The sequence below is a fragment of the Pseudomonas sp. 14P_8.1_Bac3 genome, from assembly GCF_025466085.1.
Classification (GTDB): domain Bacteria; phylum Pseudomonadota; class Gammaproteobacteria; order Pseudomonadales; family Pseudomonadaceae; genus Aquipseudomonas.
Map to the genome: position 1 here is coordinate 282,975 of NZ_JANLOD010000049.1, position 15,191 is coordinate 298,165.

General features: G+C 58.3%; 14 protein-coding genes. 12 read left to right on the forward strand and 2 right to left on the reverse strand.

Features of this window, described 5'->3' with window-relative positions; all coding sequences use genetic code 11:
* The first annotated feature begins 19 nt into the window (after positions 1-19).
* From NTD84_RS15580 to NTD84_RS15635, 12 genes are all read left to right on the forward strand, one after another.
* Positions 20-1,126 carry a glycosyltransferase family 4 protein gene (locus tag NTD84_RS15580; protein ID WP_262167077.1) on the forward strand — a complete coding sequence of 369 codons (1,107 nt, stop codon included), beginning with the start codon at positions 20-22 and terminating at the stop codon, positions 1,124-1,126.
* A 127-nt stretch (positions 1,127-1,253) separates the two neighbouring features.
* Positions 1,254-2,639: an oligosaccharide flippase family protein gene (locus NTD84_RS15585; RefSeq protein WP_262167078.1), complete on the forward strand. Its 1,386-nt coding sequence runs from the start codon at positions 1,254-1,256 to the stop codon at positions 2,637-2,639.
* Positions 2,640-2,805: 166 nt separating this feature from the next.
* Positions 2,806-3,423, forward strand: a complete 618-nt coding sequence (locus NTD84_RS15590; RefSeq protein ID WP_262167081.1) for an acyltransferase — start codon at positions 2,806-2,808, stop codon at positions 3,421-3,423.
* Positions 3,416-4,372: a glycosyltransferase family 2 protein gene (locus NTD84_RS15595; protein ID WP_262167083.1), complete on the forward strand. Its 957-nt coding sequence runs from the start codon at positions 3,416-3,418 to the stop codon at positions 4,370-4,372. The genes NTD84_RS15590 and NTD84_RS15595 overlap by 8 nt, the downstream gene beginning before the upstream one ends.
* Before the next feature lie 8 nt (positions 4,373-4,380).
* Entirely contained in the window at positions 4,381-4,902 is a 522-nt protein-coding gene (locus NTD84_RS15600; RefSeq protein WP_262167085.1) for a serine O-acetyltransferase, read from the forward strand.
* Between the two features lie 46 nt (positions 4,903-4,948).
* Entirely contained in the window at positions 4,949-5,914 is a 966-nt protein-coding gene (locus tag NTD84_RS15605; protein WP_410017360.1) for a glycosyltransferase family 2 protein, read from the forward strand.
* Between the two features lie 7 nt (positions 5,915-5,921).
* The gene (locus NTD84_RS15610) at positions 5,922-6,920 is read left to right on the forward strand and encodes a VirK/YbjX family protein (RefSeq protein WP_262167087.1); all 999 of its coding nucleotides are present in this window, start codon (positions 5,922-5,924) and stop codon (positions 6,918-6,920) included.
* A gap of 11 nt (positions 6,921-6,931) precedes the next feature.
* A complete protein-coding gene (locus NTD84_RS15615; protein WP_262167090.1) occupies positions 6,932-8,134 on the forward strand; it encodes a glycosyltransferase in 1,203 nt (400 codons plus the stop codon).
* Positions 8,131-9,318, forward strand: a complete 1,188-nt coding sequence (locus NTD84_RS15620; RefSeq protein ID WP_262167092.1) for a glycosyltransferase family 2 protein — start codon at positions 8,131-8,133, stop codon at positions 9,316-9,318. The genes NTD84_RS15615 and NTD84_RS15620 overlap by 4 nt, the downstream gene beginning before the upstream one ends.
* Positions 9,318-10,049 carry a WecB/TagA/CpsF family glycosyltransferase gene (locus NTD84_RS15625; RefSeq protein ID WP_262167094.1) on the forward strand — a complete coding sequence of 244 codons (732 nt, stop codon included), beginning with the start codon at positions 9,318-9,320 and terminating at the stop codon, positions 10,047-10,049. Before NTD84_RS15620 ends, NTD84_RS15625 begins: the two co-directional genes overlap by 1 nt.
* 343 nt (positions 10,050-10,392) lie before the next feature.
* Positions 10,393-11,535, forward strand: coding sequence for a hypothetical protein (locus NTD84_RS15630; RefSeq protein WP_262167096.1), 1,143 nt, complete (start codon positions 10,393-10,395; stop codon positions 11,533-11,535).
* A gap of 54 nt (positions 11,536-11,589) precedes the next feature.
* Positions 11,590-12,717 (forward strand): glycosyltransferase 61 family protein, encoded by a 1,128-nt coding sequence (locus tag NTD84_RS15635; RefSeq protein WP_262167097.1) that lies wholly within the window; start codon positions 11,590-11,592, stop codon positions 12,715-12,717.
* 43 nt (positions 12,718-12,760) lie between these two features.
* Here NTD84_RS15635 and NTD84_RS15640 read toward each other — a convergent pair whose 3' ends face one another.
* Together NTD84_RS15640 and NTD84_RS15645 are read right to left on the reverse strand one after the other, a co-directional pair.
* Positions 12,761-14,185 carry an undecaprenyl-phosphate glucose phosphotransferase gene (locus NTD84_RS15640; protein ID WP_262167099.1) on the reverse strand — a complete coding sequence of 475 codons (1,425 nt, stop codon included), beginning with the start codon at positions 14,183-14,185 and terminating at the stop codon, positions 12,761-12,763.
* Positions 14,186-14,593: 408 nt separating this feature from the next.
* Positions 14,594-15,115, reverse strand: a complete 522-nt coding sequence (locus tag NTD84_RS15645; RefSeq protein ID WP_262167101.1) for a cytochrome c — start codon at positions 15,113-15,115, stop codon at positions 14,594-14,596.
* Positions 15,116-15,191 lie beyond the last annotated feature (76 nt).

Consider the following 15,191-nt stretch of genomic DNA (forward strand, 5'->3'; position numbering starts at 1 on the left):
GGGAGATTGGAGTGTTTTAATGAGAGTGACGTTTGTATTGCCTGTGGCGAGCCTGTCTGGCGGGATTCGTGTCGTTGCCATTTATGCCCAGGCATTGTCTGAAAGGGGACACGAAGTCACCATCGTTTCCCAGCCTTATCCTTCTTCACCGCTGCGCAGGAAGATAAAGAGCTTCGTGACCGGAAAGGGCTGGCCGGTAACCCCGACAATTCCCTCGCATCTGGACGGTCTTGGCCTTGATCACCGGGTGATCGATAAATACCGGCCTATGTCGGATGCCGATATTCCAGATGCAGATGTTGTCGTTGCCACTTGGTGGGAAACCGCTGAGTGGGTGAATGCGCTAAGTCCGTCGAAAGGCGTGAAAATGTACTTTATCCAGGGGCATGAGATTTTTCCTTTCTGCCCGGTGGACAGGGTGATAGCGACGTACAAAATGCCCTTGCATAAAATAACCATTTCCAAATGGTTGGTTGATTTGCTGCGAGTCGAGTATGGCCAGACGGATGTTGTCCTGGTCGGCAACAGCGTTGATCATCAGCAATTTCACGCTGTGCCGAGGGGCAAACAGCAACGCCCGACCATCGGCTTTTTGTATCATGAAACACCGCTGAAAGGTGTTGATGTCACGCTTGAAGTCATCTCCAGGCTCGAGGCGAAATTTCCAACGCTTCGCGTGATCGCCTTTGGCAGCTTTCCGGCGACCGGTATGTTCCAGCTGCCCGCAAGCCTTGAGTTTTATCTTTCCCCGGATCAGGACTCCATTCGCGATTTGTATTCGCAATGTGATGTATGGCTGTCTGCAAGCCGCAGCGAAGGTTTCAATCTGACGGCGATGGAAGCCATGGCATGCAGAACGCCCGTTGTTTCAACGCGTACGGGTTGGCCGGTGGAGGCAATTGCCAATTTCAAAAACGGCGTACTCGTTGATATCGACGACAGTGAGGCGTTGGCTCAGGGTGTGGAACATATTTTGAACTTGAGCGATTCGCAGTGGCGTGAGGTTTCAGAGATGGCCTTTCAGACGGTGGCTCCGAGTACCTGGGAAAACGCTGCGAAACTGTTCGAGGCGGTTCTCGAAAGGGCGCTGGCGAACGAGACGCCAAGCCAAAGCGTTCGGCAGTGAGGCGGCGATCCGCGCAGCCGACCTGGTACGGGCTTGCCAGGCTTATTAACCGGTGAAGGATAGATACTAGTGGAATGGCAAAACGCGACTATAGTACCTTCCCCTCATTGAGCCCGGGATTGTTGTCATGCCATCAGCTGATTTATCGCCACCGTTGAGCCTGCGCAGGCGAGCGATATCTGCCGGGGCTTGGAATCTTGGGGCGATGGTGACGTCGCAAGTCATTCGCCTGGGCGGCAACCTGATCATCGCCCGGCTGCTGATGCCGGAAATGTTCGGCATCATGGTCATCGCCACCACCGTTTCGATGGTGATTCATCTGCTGTCCGATGTCGGTTTGCGCCAGAACATCATCCAGAGCCCGCGAGGCAATGATCCGGCGTTTCTGAACACCTTGTGGTCCGTGCAGATCATCCGCGGCTTCATCCTGTTCGCTTCGACGTTGCTGATCGCCGGATTCGCCTGGTTCGCCCAGGTCATCGACTTGTGGTCGGCCAATTCCACCTACGCCGCGCCGGAGTTGCCCCTGGTACTGGCCGCGACGGGATTTTCCGCGATCATCTATGGTTTTCAGTCGACCAAAGTCGACCTGGCCGTTCGCGACTTCCAGCAAAAGAAAGTCGTGCTCGCCGAGTTTGCCTCGCAACTGTGCGGCCTGCTGGTGATGCTGGTCGTCGGTTATTTCACCCGGTCTATCTGGTCGCTGGTGGGGGCCGGTCTGGTCAGTGCCCTGGTCATGACGCTGCTCGGGCATGTGTGGTTTTCGGGGCCGCCTAATCGCCTGCACTGGGATCGCCCGGCGCTCAAGGAGTTGGTTGTCTTTGGTCGCTGGATGCTGCTGTCTTCGGCGGTCGGCGTATTGGCCATGAACGGTGATCGCATCTGGTTCGGCGGCAGCATGTCGGCCGGCGAGCTGGGGGTCTACTCGATTGCGGTGTTGATTCTGGGCGCGCTGCAACTGGGCATGCAACGGCTGGTCGGCGCCGTGACGCTGCCGGCCTTCAGCGAGGCCGCACGCACCCACGATACTGCCCGGCTCCAGACGTTGTATTACCGTTTCAAGCTGGTGTTCGACCTGGCTTCACTGTTTCTGTGCGGGCTGTTCTGGACCATCAGTCCACTGCTCATCCGCCTCCTGTACGATGACCGTTATGCCGAGGCGGGCGGCATGCTGGCGGTACTTTCACTGTCTTTTTTCACGTGGCGCTTCACTGTGGCGCATCAGGCCTGGCTCGCTTTGGGGCTGACCAAATACCAGGCCATGGACAACATCATTCGCGCCGCTTCGTTATGGGTACTGCTCCCCCTGTTGCTGGCTGTTGGCGGGGTGAATTATGCGATGTGGGGCGTCGCCCTGCATGCGTTGCCGACGCTGGTGCTGGTGGTGTATGTCAATCGCAAGGTGGGGTTGTTCGATCTCAAGCGCGAGTTGGTCGTGCTGCCGATGATGCTGGTCGGGGTGGCGTGTGGGGAATTGGTGTTGGGGCTGGCTAACTGGCTTCGGATCATCTGAACGGTCGGATGGCTCCCCAGATGCTCAGGTATTCTTCGGGAGAAAGCATTTGTCGATTATCGGAGTGTCGGATTTCAGGCAGCGGGCTACGCTAAGGTTCACGGTATCGAGAATCAGGGGATGCACCCTGGCACTGACGTTTTTTTGAAGAATTGGGGCTAACAGGATGATTGGTCTGCTAAAGCGCGCTATTGCTTATTACGCCAAAAGAACAGGGCGTGGAACTTCGCTCTATAAAAGGTTTTGTAAACCGGACGGCTATGAATGGGCTCAACACATGGCGCGGTGGGGGGGGCTTCACTCCATCGGAAAAGGCGTGTGGATCAACCTCGGGTGCAACATCACCGACCCCTCGATGCTGCGATGCGGGAACAACGTGGGTTTATCCGATTGCACGATATTCGGCCACGATGGCATCGTCGCCGTATTCAACGCGCGTGACGGACTGAAACTCGATTCTGTCGGCCCCGTTGATATCCGTGACAACTCCTTCGTTGGCCATGGCGCTATCGTCATGCCCCGCGTAACGATCGGCCCGGATTCGGTGGTAGCCGCTGGCGCCGTGGTACTGCGGGATGTTCCGCCCGGTGTGGTGGTCGGGGGTAATCCAGCCAGGGTTATCTGTACGATGGAAACGCTGTTGAAGAACATCGAAGAGCGTTGCGCCACTTATCCGTGGATTGACCTCATCCGCCAGCGTGAAGGCGTGTATGACCCGGAACTCGAACCGAAACTGACAGCAATGCGAGCGGCGTACTTTTTTGGTGAACAATCCAATGGTTAGTGCTCCTCTTGATGTGTTGGTCGTTAATTACAATACCGCAGGCCTGTTGCAACCGATGTTCAATGCGTTACGCCAACCCGACAGTGCGGCTCAAGCGCGCTATCTGGTGGTGGACAATGCCTCGGTCGATAATTCGCTGGAGTGCCTGGCGGCTGTCTGTCCCGAGGCACTGCTGCTGGCCAATCACGACAATGTGGGGTTTGGTCGCGCCAACAATCAACTGGTCGAACACCTGCAGGGCAAGTACGCACTGCTCCTCAATACCGATGCCTTCGTGGCCGCTGATACCCTGAACAAGACACTCGATTACATGGAGGCTCATCCCGATTGCGGCGTCCTCGGCGTGCGCCTGGTGGGGCGAGAGGGCGATCTGCAGCCTTCGTGCCGCTATTTCCCGACGCCGTTGAATGTCTTTCTCTCACGCACGGGGCTTGAACGCTTTTTCCCGATGGTGAAGCGAGTCGATGACATGGAGTGGGATCATGCCTCGGTCCGCGAGTGCGACTGGGTGCCGGGCTGCTATTACCTGATCCGCCGCGAAGTCATCGACCAGGTCGGCTTGTTCGACCCGCGCTACTTCCTTTATTACGAGGAGGTGGATCACTGCAAACGCGTCAAGCAGGCCGGCTGGAAAGTCATTTACTACCCGGACACCACGGTGGTGCATATCGGCGGTGAAAGTGCCAAGTCGATTGTCGAGCTCAATGCCGTCAGCCGGCAGATACCCAAACTGCAAATCGAAAGCGAGCTGTTGTACTTCCGCAAGCATCACGGCGTGTTGGGGTTGGCCTGGCATATGTCACTGGTGTTCCTGGGTGATCTGATCCTGGCACTCAAGGCCCTGCTGAAAGGCCGCGGCCGCGCCGCCATGAGTGCGTGCTGGGAACATGCCCGGGTGACCTGGGCGCTGCTGCGTGAGACCCAATTCGCGACCCAACCGACACGGTAGAAACCTTTATGTTCGAAAACATACGCGCGGACTTGCGTGCCTACGCGGGTGATTGGGGCGCCCAGGGATTCTGGGTGATGCTGGTATACCGTTTCGGACGCTGGCGCTACAGCGTGCGGCCGGCACTGCTGCGCAAGTTGTTCTCCTTTATCTACAAAGTACTTTTCAAACTGGTGCAGATCGTCACCGGGATCGAGCTGCCGTGTGAAGTGGTGGTCGGGCGTAACTTCGTCATCGACCACTTCGGCGGCATCGTCATCAGTGGTTACGCGCAGTTTGGCGATGATTGCCGCATCCGCAATGGCGTCGTCGTGGGCCTGAAGAACGTCAGCGAGCCCATTGCCCCGGTGATCGGCAACAACGTCGACATCGGCTCCGGGGCCAAGGTGCTGGGCAATATCCGCATCGGCAATAACGTCGTGATTGGTGCCAATGCCGTGGTGTTGATCGACGTGCCGGACGACTGTGTGGCCGTGGGCGTACCGGCAATCATCAAGAAACGACAACCTGCACAGGCAAAGGAAGGCTGATGGACTTTTTCGGTTGCGAGGCGCGGTGAACGCCTTGGTCAGTGGCATGGGCGTCGTGGTGATCGGGCGCAATGAAGGGCAGCGGCTCGAGCGTTGCCTGGCCTCGCTGGTCGATGCGGCGGACCAGGTGGTGTACGTCGACTCTGGATCGACCGATGGCTCGGTGCAGAGGGCGCAGGCGCTCGGGGTGGCGGTGGTCGAGCTGGACATGACGATTCCGTTTACGGCGGCCCGCGCGCGAAATGAAGGGTTTGCCCGCGTGCAAAGCCTGCTGCCGGACCTGCGTCATGTGCAGTTCGTCGACGGTGATTGTGAAGTGGTCGCGGGCTGGTTGTCCCGGGCCCAGGCCTTCCTCGACGCGCGGCCCGAGGTGGCGGTGGTCTGTGGTCGGCGCCGGGAACGCTTTCCTCAACGCTCGGTGTACAACCTGATGTGCGACATCGAATGGGACACGCCGATCGGCGAGGCCAGGGCCTGTGGCGGCGACGCGTTGATGCGCGCGGACGCCTTCGCCGCAGTGTCCGGGTTTCGCGCGGAGCTGATCGCCGGGGAAGAGCCGGAATTGTGCGTGCGCCTGCGGGCGAAGGGCTGGAAGGTCTGGCGCCTCGACGAGGAAATGACCTTGCACGATGCCGCCATGACCCGCTTCGGCCAATGGTGGCGGCGCACGTTGCGCGGTGGCCACGCGTTTGCCGAGGGCGCTTTTTTGCATGGGGCCACGGCGGAGCAGCATTGGCGACGTGAATCGCGCCGGGCCTGGTTCTGGGGCCTGGGTGTGCCGCTGGCGACGCTGGTCGCCTGTTGGCTGGTGGGCGCGGCGGGGCTGCTGTTGCTGCTGATCTATCCTTTGCAGGTGATGCGTCTGGCCCGTCGGGGTGACAGGTCGACAAGGGAAAACTGGTTGCTGGCTTTTTTCCTGGTGCTGGGGAAATTTCCCGAGATGCTCGGGCAGGTCAAGTTTCTTTTGAACAGATTCGGCGCCGGCAAGACGGCGTTGATCGAATACAAGTGAGACGTTCATGGATTGGCTGACCATCAAAGGCGTGTTGAGCCTGCATCCCGGGTACTCGTTGAGGGCGTTGAAAAACAAACTCAAGATGCTGATCCTGGTGGCGAAAAATCGCGCAGCGCTGCAGGTGTTCCGGTCGCGCATGTCGACGGCGCTGGGCACCAACGGTATTCAGAAACTGGGGGCCGATTGCCTGGGTGTCGTGCAATGGCCCTACGTCAGTAAAAACTGGGACGCTCCGGAACGACTGAACGCCATCGCCTCGCATTACGAAGTGGTCAGCAAACGCTGTCCGCACCTTTTATTGTCTGGCCGCGATGACAGCCTGGTTCTCGGTGATCTGGCCGAGTGGGCCGAGGGCTGCACGCTGGTGCTGGACCGCCCCGTATGGTTCATGCGCGAAGGGGAGTTGGTGCTGAACCTGTTTCAAGGCGATCTGCGCATCGCCTCACTGGGCTTCACGTTATGTCGTACGGATGCCGGGCTGTGCCTGTTTATCGGCGCGGTTCAAGGCATTCACAAGGGCGTGGAGAGCGACAGGTCCTTGAGCATCTACCGGGATTTGACCAAGGCGTTTGAGGGGCTGCGTCCAAGAAGCTTGTTGATTGAGGTCATCAAGCATATGGCGGTCAATCTCGGGGTCGGGAAGATCTACGCGGTAGGGGATCTGTATCGTCATCATCGCCATCCCTATTTCGGCGTAGAAAAAGCCCAGGAACTGGCGGCCAATTACGATGTGATCTGGCTGGAGCATGGGGCGATCCCGTCCGATCGAGAAGACTTCTTCGAGATCCCGATGGAGCCTTCGATCAAGCCACTTGAGACGATTGCGGCAAAAAAACGCGCGATGTACCGCCGGCGTTATGAGCTGCTGGACAGCACGTTCAAGAAAGTCGACAGCGTGTTGCCCGGCGACCACGCTGCGAACGCCGGCCTGCTGGTTGAAGCAGTCGATCATCGTGCGGCTGTGGGCATGCCTGCCGCCGTCACTACCCCTAACGATATTTAAGTCCGGTCCTTATGCGCATCGCTTATTTCATCAATCAATACCCCAAGGTCAGCCACAGTTTCATTCGTCGCGAGATCCTGGCGCTGGAGCGTCAGGGTTTTGAGGTGCAGCGCATCGCCCTGCGCGGCTGGGACGCCGAGCTGGTGGATGCCGAGGACGAGTCCGAACGCAATAAGACCCGCTATGTGTTGCAGGGCGGCGTCAAAGAGCTGGTCATGCCCGTGCTGCGGGTACTGCGCGAGCGGCCTCGGCGCTTTTTTTCGGCGCTGTGGCTGGCGCTGCGCATGGGCCGGCGAGCCGACCGCTCCTGGCCGTACCATTTGATCTACCTGGCGGAAGCCTGCCGGCTGCTGCCTTGGCTGCAGGCATTCGGCGCCGAACATGTGCATGCGCATTTCGGCACCAACTCCACCGAGGTGGTGATGCTGGCCAACGCACTTGGCGGGCCCGCGTACAGCTTTACCGTGCATGGTCCGGAAGAATTCGATAAACCGCAGTTCATTCATCTGGGCGAGAAAGTCCGGCGCTCGGCATTCGTCGCGGCCATCAGTTCCTATGGGCGCAGCCAGATGTTTCGCTGGGTCGATCATGCGCACTGGCCCAAGGTGAAGGTGGTGCACTGTGGCCTCGAGCGGGCGTTTCACGACGTGCCGACGGTGCCGGTTCCGTCTGCGCCGCGGCTGGTGTGCGTGGGTCGTTTGTGTGAGCAAAAAGGTCAGCTGTTTCTGCTTGAAGCCGCTCGCATTCTGGCGGCGAAGGGCGTGGCGTTCGAAATCGTGCTGGCGGGCGATGGTGAGTTGCGTGCGCCAATCGAAGCCTTGATTGCCCAGCATGGCTTGCAGGCGCATGTGCGGATTACCGGCTGGATCAGCAGCGAGCAGGTGCGCGCGGAGATTCTTGCGGCACGCGCGCTGGTATTGCCAAGCTTCGCCGAAGGTTTGCCGGTGGTCATCATGGAAGCCATGGCGTTGCGTCGCCCCGTCCTGACGACCTATGTGGCGGGCATTCCCGAACTGGTACGCGAGGGCGAGAATGGTTGGCTATTTCCCGCCGGTGCCGTGGAGGAACTGGCGGCGGCGCTGGAGGACTGCCTTGCGCAACCTGTCGAGGTGTTGCAGCGAATGGGCGAGGCCGCGCATCGGCGCGTGCTGGAGCGACACGATATCGATACCGAAGCGGCCAAGCTGGCCGACTTATTCAAGGCGCACGCATGATTTCATTACTGGGTTGGCTGTTCAGCGCACTGCTGGTACTCCTCGTACTGCCGGTGTTGGTGCTGTTTGTGCAGGTGCTGCTGGCCTGCCTGCCCGCGCGGTCGCGTCCGTCCCGGGGCGGACCGCGGCCTCGACTGGCGGTGCTGGTGCCAGCGCACAACGAATCCTCGGTAATCGTCGCGACGATACAAAGTATTCGGCAGCAGCTGCTGGAAGGCGATCGCCTGGTGGTGGTGGCCGACAACTGTTCTGACGACACCGCCGCGGTAGCCCGCGCGGCGGGCGCGGAAGTGGTCGAGCGCAGCAATGACCAGCAGCGTGGCAAGGGGTACGCGCTGGAGTTCGGCGTGCGGCATCTGGCGATGGGCGCGCCGCAGGTCATGATCGTCATCGATGCCGATTGCCAGTTGGGTGAGGGCACCCTTGAGCGGCTGGCAAGGTGCTGCGTCGATTCGGGACGGCCCGCGCAGGCCCTGGATTTGATGCATGCACCGGAAGGTGCGGGGTTGAAGGTGCGGCTGGCCGAGTTCGCCTGGTGCGTGAAGAACCGGGTGCGGCCGCGAGGCTGGGCGCGCCTGGGCTTGCCTTGCCCTTTGATGGGCACGGGCATGGCGTTTGTCTGGAAGGACCTGGCGCTGATCGAATTGGCCAGTGGTCACATCGTCGAAGACTTGAAGATGGGCCTGGATTTCTGCCGTAGCGGCAAGCCGCCGCTGTTTTGCCCCGAGGCGCTGGTGACCAGTTATTTCCCGCGCAGTGACGAAGGCCTGGCCACCCAGCGGACACGTTGGGAGCACGGTCACCTGGGTGTCATTCTTGGCGACGCGCCCAAGCTGTTCGTGGAGTCCATCAGCAAGCGCAACGGGAGCCTGCTGGCGATGACCCTGGATTTATGGGTGCCGCCATTGGCCCTGCTGACGCTGGTGTTGGTGGCGGGTTTCGGCCTTGCGTGGCTGGTGTTCTTGTTTGGCGGACCTTCGGCACCTGCAGTGATAGCGACCGTCGGTTTGGCCCTGTTGGCCGTGGCGATCCTGCTGGCGTGGAGCCAGTTCGGGCGCGGGATCATCTCCTTTTCTACCTTGATGTATGCGCCGTTCTACGCGTTGAAGAAAATTCCGCTGTACATAGGCTTTTTGCTTAAGCGCCAGGTGGAATGGGTGCGTTCGAAGCGGGATGACAACTGATGGCCTGGCAGCGTAACTGGCAAACGATCGTGCAGAAACTGCGGGTGGTCGGGGATTCTGCCGATGAGCAGGCATTGATCGAGGCGTTGTCGAGGCCGTCGGCAGCGACGGTGCTTGGATTCGTCAACGCGCACGCCATGAACCTGGTGGCGGGCAATCACGATTATTACCACGCATTGTCGTCCGCCGATGTGCTGCTGCGCGATGGATCTGGCATGGCGATCCTGTTTCGTCGACTCGGCCGGGAGCCGGGGCTCAATATGAATGGCACCGATTTGATCCCCAAGTTACTGGACGCTTTCAAGGGGCGGCGCGTGGCATTCTGGGGCACGGAAGAACCCTGGCTGGCGAACGCTGTGCAGCAGAGCGAGACGAGGTTCAACGTTAACGTCGTCTCGGCTCACCATGGTTTTTCGCCGGTAGAGACCTACATCGAACTCGCCCGAACGTTGCAGCCGGAGCTGGTGGTGCTGGGGATGGGCATGCCCAAGCAGGAAGCCGTCGCCGCCAGGCTGGCTGCCAGTGGCGAGCCTTGTCTTATCGTGTGCGGAGGGGCGATCCTCGACTTTCTGGGCGGTAAGGTCAGTCGCGCTCCGCAGTGGGTGCGTGGTCTCGGCTGTGAGTGGGTATTCAGGCTGGTCAGCGAGCCCAAGCGACTCTTCACGCGCTACGTGGTGGGCAATCCGATGTTCCTGCTCCGAACGCTGATCAGCAGTAAATCCTCAAGTTGAATGCGACCTGAAAACTCCGCTGAAATATCTTGCAAAACTCTCCCGCAGCATCTTTACTCTGCCTTGTAATCGCCGGATTCAAGGCGTCTTGCAGATAGTTTCTTCATCGACTCAGGACAACTAAATGGCGCCAGAAAAGCCTCGGCCCCACGAGGGAGTTGGGAGTTTTTCGCAAGAAGGAACGCTGGGCATGAATTCCATAGAGGGGCGGACCCAGGTGATGCAGTAGTAGGGTTTCCACAACTTTTGAACATGTGCGTAGTTGTCGACTTCTCATGTCGAGTATCTAGTTTATTAATTGTCAACCCCCAATGAACTTTACTTGGCTTGTGCTGATAACCAAATGAAAGAATCCATAGCAGAATTAATCCGCAAGCTCATATCTCCTTCCCAGCGTTTTGAGCTGAGAAAGGTGAGTGCCTGGCTGCGCGACATACTGGGCCGAGCATGTTTTTGGCGCTGGGAAATTGCCAGGTTCAAACTGCGTGAGGACAGCACTTTCGACATTCTCTATGTGGGCAGGAAAGCCCAGCGGGAATTCGCCAAAGTGCTGTTGGGTGCTCAGCCCCAGGTCGCTGATAGCCAATTGAAAGTGCAAAAATCAGAGCGCACGGTGCTGGTCAGCGAGGTGCCGACTCCGGGCGCGTTGTACGTGCCGCACTACTTGAGCGCTGTCGTACCGCTCAGCCGATCTCTTGATGAAATTACCGCGCGATACAACACCGAGTTGCGACGAAACTTGCGCAAGAACCGCCTGCGCTATCGCCTGAAGCAGGCTTTGAATGATGATGAAATCGAGAGTGCTGACCGGGAAATGCTCCAGCCTTATGCCAAGGCGCGGCATGGTTCGGCGGCTTCTCAAATTGCCACCCAGGAAGTTCATCGGGTCGCCAAAGTGGCTGGACGGCTCGATCTTGTTCTGCTCGAAGATCAGGTCGTCGCCTGTCACCTTGGGTGCGTCATCACCCGGGCAGGCAAGCGCTACTGGAGCACGGTGCGTTTCGGCTATCCGGACAGCGTGTTTACCGACACCAAGAAGTTGCGTGAGGTCAACTCGATCACCACGTTCATGGCGCTGGAATGGGCCATTGAAAATGGCTTCGATTATTACGATATCGGCACTTGCCTGGCACGCCCGGACGATGGACTTCTTGAATGGAAGAGAAGACGCGGCGGTGACGTTGATACACTTAATAATCATGGCTATTTGTTCGTTCGACTGCCAAAAGTGGGCGCCGCGCAATTTCTATGGGAAACGCCTTTGTTTGCCGTCGAGGGCAAACATCTGACACTTCATCTCGGCTTGCCTGACGGCCCAAGTGATGAAGAAGTTGCTAACCGCTATCGCGAAATGGGTTTTGGCGGACTGTATAAAATATATATTCATTACGCTAAGTTGCCAGGCGAAGAATTACTTGAAACTTTGCGTGGTCGCTACAGTCATTTGAAATCGCCGCCTGTTCTGGAATGTATTCAATCCACCTGAAGGGGTGGTGATTAAATAGGTTGTTTATCATCACTGCAGTAAGAGGGCGGGCGCATGTTGGAATTCAATGCATTGAGCAGTGGTAGCCCGGCCAAGTGGAGCCTTGCTGCGTATAAACATCTGTTCAACACACGGGTGTCGCGCAAACCACCGATCGCGCTGGAAAGCCTGGCGATAAAAACCTGGGAAATTGCACCAGGCTCGAGCGCCATTGCGCCGCCCGCTTTCTTCCTGCCCAACCAGCTGGAGCGCGTTACAGGGTGGGAAGAGGCCAATTTTTTTCCTTACGAACATCCCCGCCGCACGATGGAAGGCTTAGGTCCGGTCCAGCATGGTCCGACCCGAGGTTTCCTGCTGAAAGATGTCTGGATGATCGACGGCGCGCTTTACAAAGGCAATGCCAAATCATGGCTGACGCCTGGGTCGAGCAGGTTACCGGGCATTCGTGTAGAAAACGAAATCCAGCGCGGCGCGCTGTATTGCACGACCGGCGGAAATAAATGGTTCGGCACGTGGCTGATGGATGATTGTTTAACCTATCGGTTGGCTTGCGACGAAGGCGTTCCGGTGACCACGGCACCTTTTGCGACCAATGTTTCCGTGGCCAGGAACGGCATACTTCACGCCCCCGGTTATGAGAGCTGGCTGGGCATGAAGCCGGTTCGTTTACGTAATGCGTTTTTCCACGAGCTGGTTATCTTTGACGATCTCAGCCAGAACCAGAATAAACACCTGCGTTTTCGCGCGATGGGTGAGCAGTTGCTCTCGCATGTCAACGCCAGCGCTCATCCTGGTGTGTTCATTCTGCGTGGCGGTACGGGCGATTTACGCAAGTTACGCAACGAGATGGAGCTGGCCGAGCGCTTGCGTGATCGTAGGGGGTTCCGCATTCTCGATCCGGCAAAATCCGATGTGCCAACCATCGTGGCCGCCTGCGCCGGGGCGAGGACCGTGGTAGGCATCGAGGGGAGTCATCTGATCCATGGGGTGAACGTACTGCCACCCGGTGGCTCGCTGCTGGTGTTGCAGCCGCCTAATCGCTTCCTGTGCTTTTTCAAATACCTGACGGATCGCGATCGGCAGAACTTCGGTTTTGTGGTGGGTATACCCGAGGGCGATGGTTTCAGGATCGACCCGGATGAAGTGGAGCGTACACTCGATTTGTTCCCGTCAAACGGTTGACCCCTGTAGGAGCAAGCTCGCTCCTACAGGTTTCGGCATCTGGCTAGTACGCATGCTTGCCAGAGAACGCGAACACCGTCCGCAACAGAATCACGAAGTCGAGCCACAGCGACCAGTTGTTGATGTACTCGATATCAGAGTCAACCCGCCGAATCATCTGCTCGATGTCCTTGGTTTCGCCGCGCAGGCCGCGCACCTGGGCCAGGCCGGTGATGCCCGGTTTGATGTTGTGACGGGCAAAGTAGCCCGAGACATCCGGCGAGTACTGCACATCGTGTTGAATAGCGTGCGGCCGCGGCCCCACCAATGACATTTCGCCCACCAGCACGTTGAACAGCTGTGGCAGCTCATCCAGGCTGGTCTTGCGAATGAAGGCGCCCACGCGGGTTACCCGGGGATCATTCTTCTGTGCCTGCTGGACGGTGCCGTCCGACGGCTGATGGACCACCATGCTGCGGAATTTCCAGATACGGAAAACCTCACCACTCCAGCCCATTCGTTGCTGGCGGAAAAAGATCGGGCCGGGGCTGTCGAGCTTGATCGCCAGGGCGACCAGCGCCAGCACTGGCGCGGCAAACAGCAGGATCAGGAACGCGCCGACCTTGTCCTCGAGGTTCTTCAGGAACAGGCGCATGCCCATCAGCGGCGTTTCGGACAAGGTCAGCACGGGAATGCCGGCGATCTCGCGAACGCTGTGGTTGATCAGGCGCAACGAGAAAATGTCCGGCACCCAGTTCACCGAGATGTGTTTGTCGAACAACCTCAAATAAACGTCCTGGATCACTTCCGAGCCGCCCAGTGGGGTCACGAAGTAAACCGTCCGGATGGCGTGTTTAACCACCAGCTCATCAAGGTCGGAGATATCGCCGAGGATCGACAGGCGATGCTTGCTCTCCGGACCATGCTTGTTCCGATCATCATCCGCGCCAATCAACACGCAACCGACGATGCGCTCACCGAGCCAAGGGTTATTACTGATTTTCTTGTGCAGGTAGCTGGCCAGCTCGCCCGACCCGATGATCAATGAATTTTCCAGTTGTGTCGGATGGGCCAGAAACTTCTTTTGCATTTCCCGCGTGGCAAGGTGCAACAGCAGTTGGGCGAAATAGCCAAGCACAAACAGCTCACCCATCAACAGCCGCGAATACACCTCGCTCTGTTTGGTCAGGAAGGCCATGGCCACCAGGAAACCGAACGTGGCCGTCCAGGCTTTCAACAGCTTGAAGGCTTTGACGGTGAACCCGACGTTGCTGCGGTAAATAGCGTAGTGGTCGTAGACCACGGCCAATGCCCCGAGCAGCAGCAGGAGCATGATCACGTAATCTTGTGAAATGAAGCCGATATGATAATTGATCAAAAACCAGGCAACGCCGGTTACCGCAACGCAATCGAGACCGGCCTGAATGACGATACTGGTGCTGCTTCTTCGCTGGAGAACGGAACGGGTACTGTTTGGCTCAAAAATCATTTCTAGACCTCATTTGCTTTCCCTTGCGCTCGATGATGACGGGATTCAGGTCCAAACGCCCTCGCGTGAGAGTCTTGGCGTCAACGGCAAGCTGCTCTGGCTCGTCACAAGGCCTCCACCCTCGGGTGTGTAAAGCTGGTGAGACGAAGACGGGTGCTGTCACTTTAGCACCACTGCGTAATGATTCACTGAATCGCTGCGGTTTCATACAACATTCAAGGCAAAAAATGAAGTTCGTCACGTGCGAACGAGTAAACCTCTAGAGGTGCCGGCGGGGGTGAATGCAGGGTGGATTTTGTCAATAGTCGGAAATGCCGATTCGCGTCAGAAAACAGCGAATGGCTTGGCGCAAGCGGCGGGGCGGGAACCGAGGTTCCCGTTTGAACGGCTGGTTCAGTCAATCGTTTGTCAGTTGCTCATCCCGTCTTCAATCGCGATGCCTTGTGCACGCATTTGCTTGATCAGCTCGGCGCGGGTGCCGGGGAGGTTGAGCATGGTCTTGGCGCGCAGTGCCGTCACTTCTTCGGCGGTGTAAGGCTGATAATCCGTTGGCGTGCTTTTGCCGGCCATGCCGTCTGGACGCATCAGCCAGTTGAGCAGGTCGGCCAGTTGTGCATTGTTCAGCGCTGATTGCGACATGCCGGGCACCCGCACGAGAAACTCGCGACCACCCGGTACTTTCAGGAAGTTGCCGACAAACCCGGCCATTCGCGGCGTGTCATTGGCGGGGGAACCCATGCCGTTGCCCAAGTGGCAACCGGCGCATTGCAGCTGATAGTTCACCCCCACGCTGTAGCCGGCTTGGGCAATGGGCGTCTGGGGCGCTTCATTGCCCGGAGCATGACGCTGCTTCGGGTCGGGAATGGCCCTGGCATGAACGAGCGGGGCGGCTACGAGGCAGGCAAGGCCGAGGAATAGCAACTTACGCATGACAAACACCTTTTGCTGATTGCCGGTAACCAAAAATAAAAAACAGCCGTAAACCGAAAAAAAAACCGTCGATTGG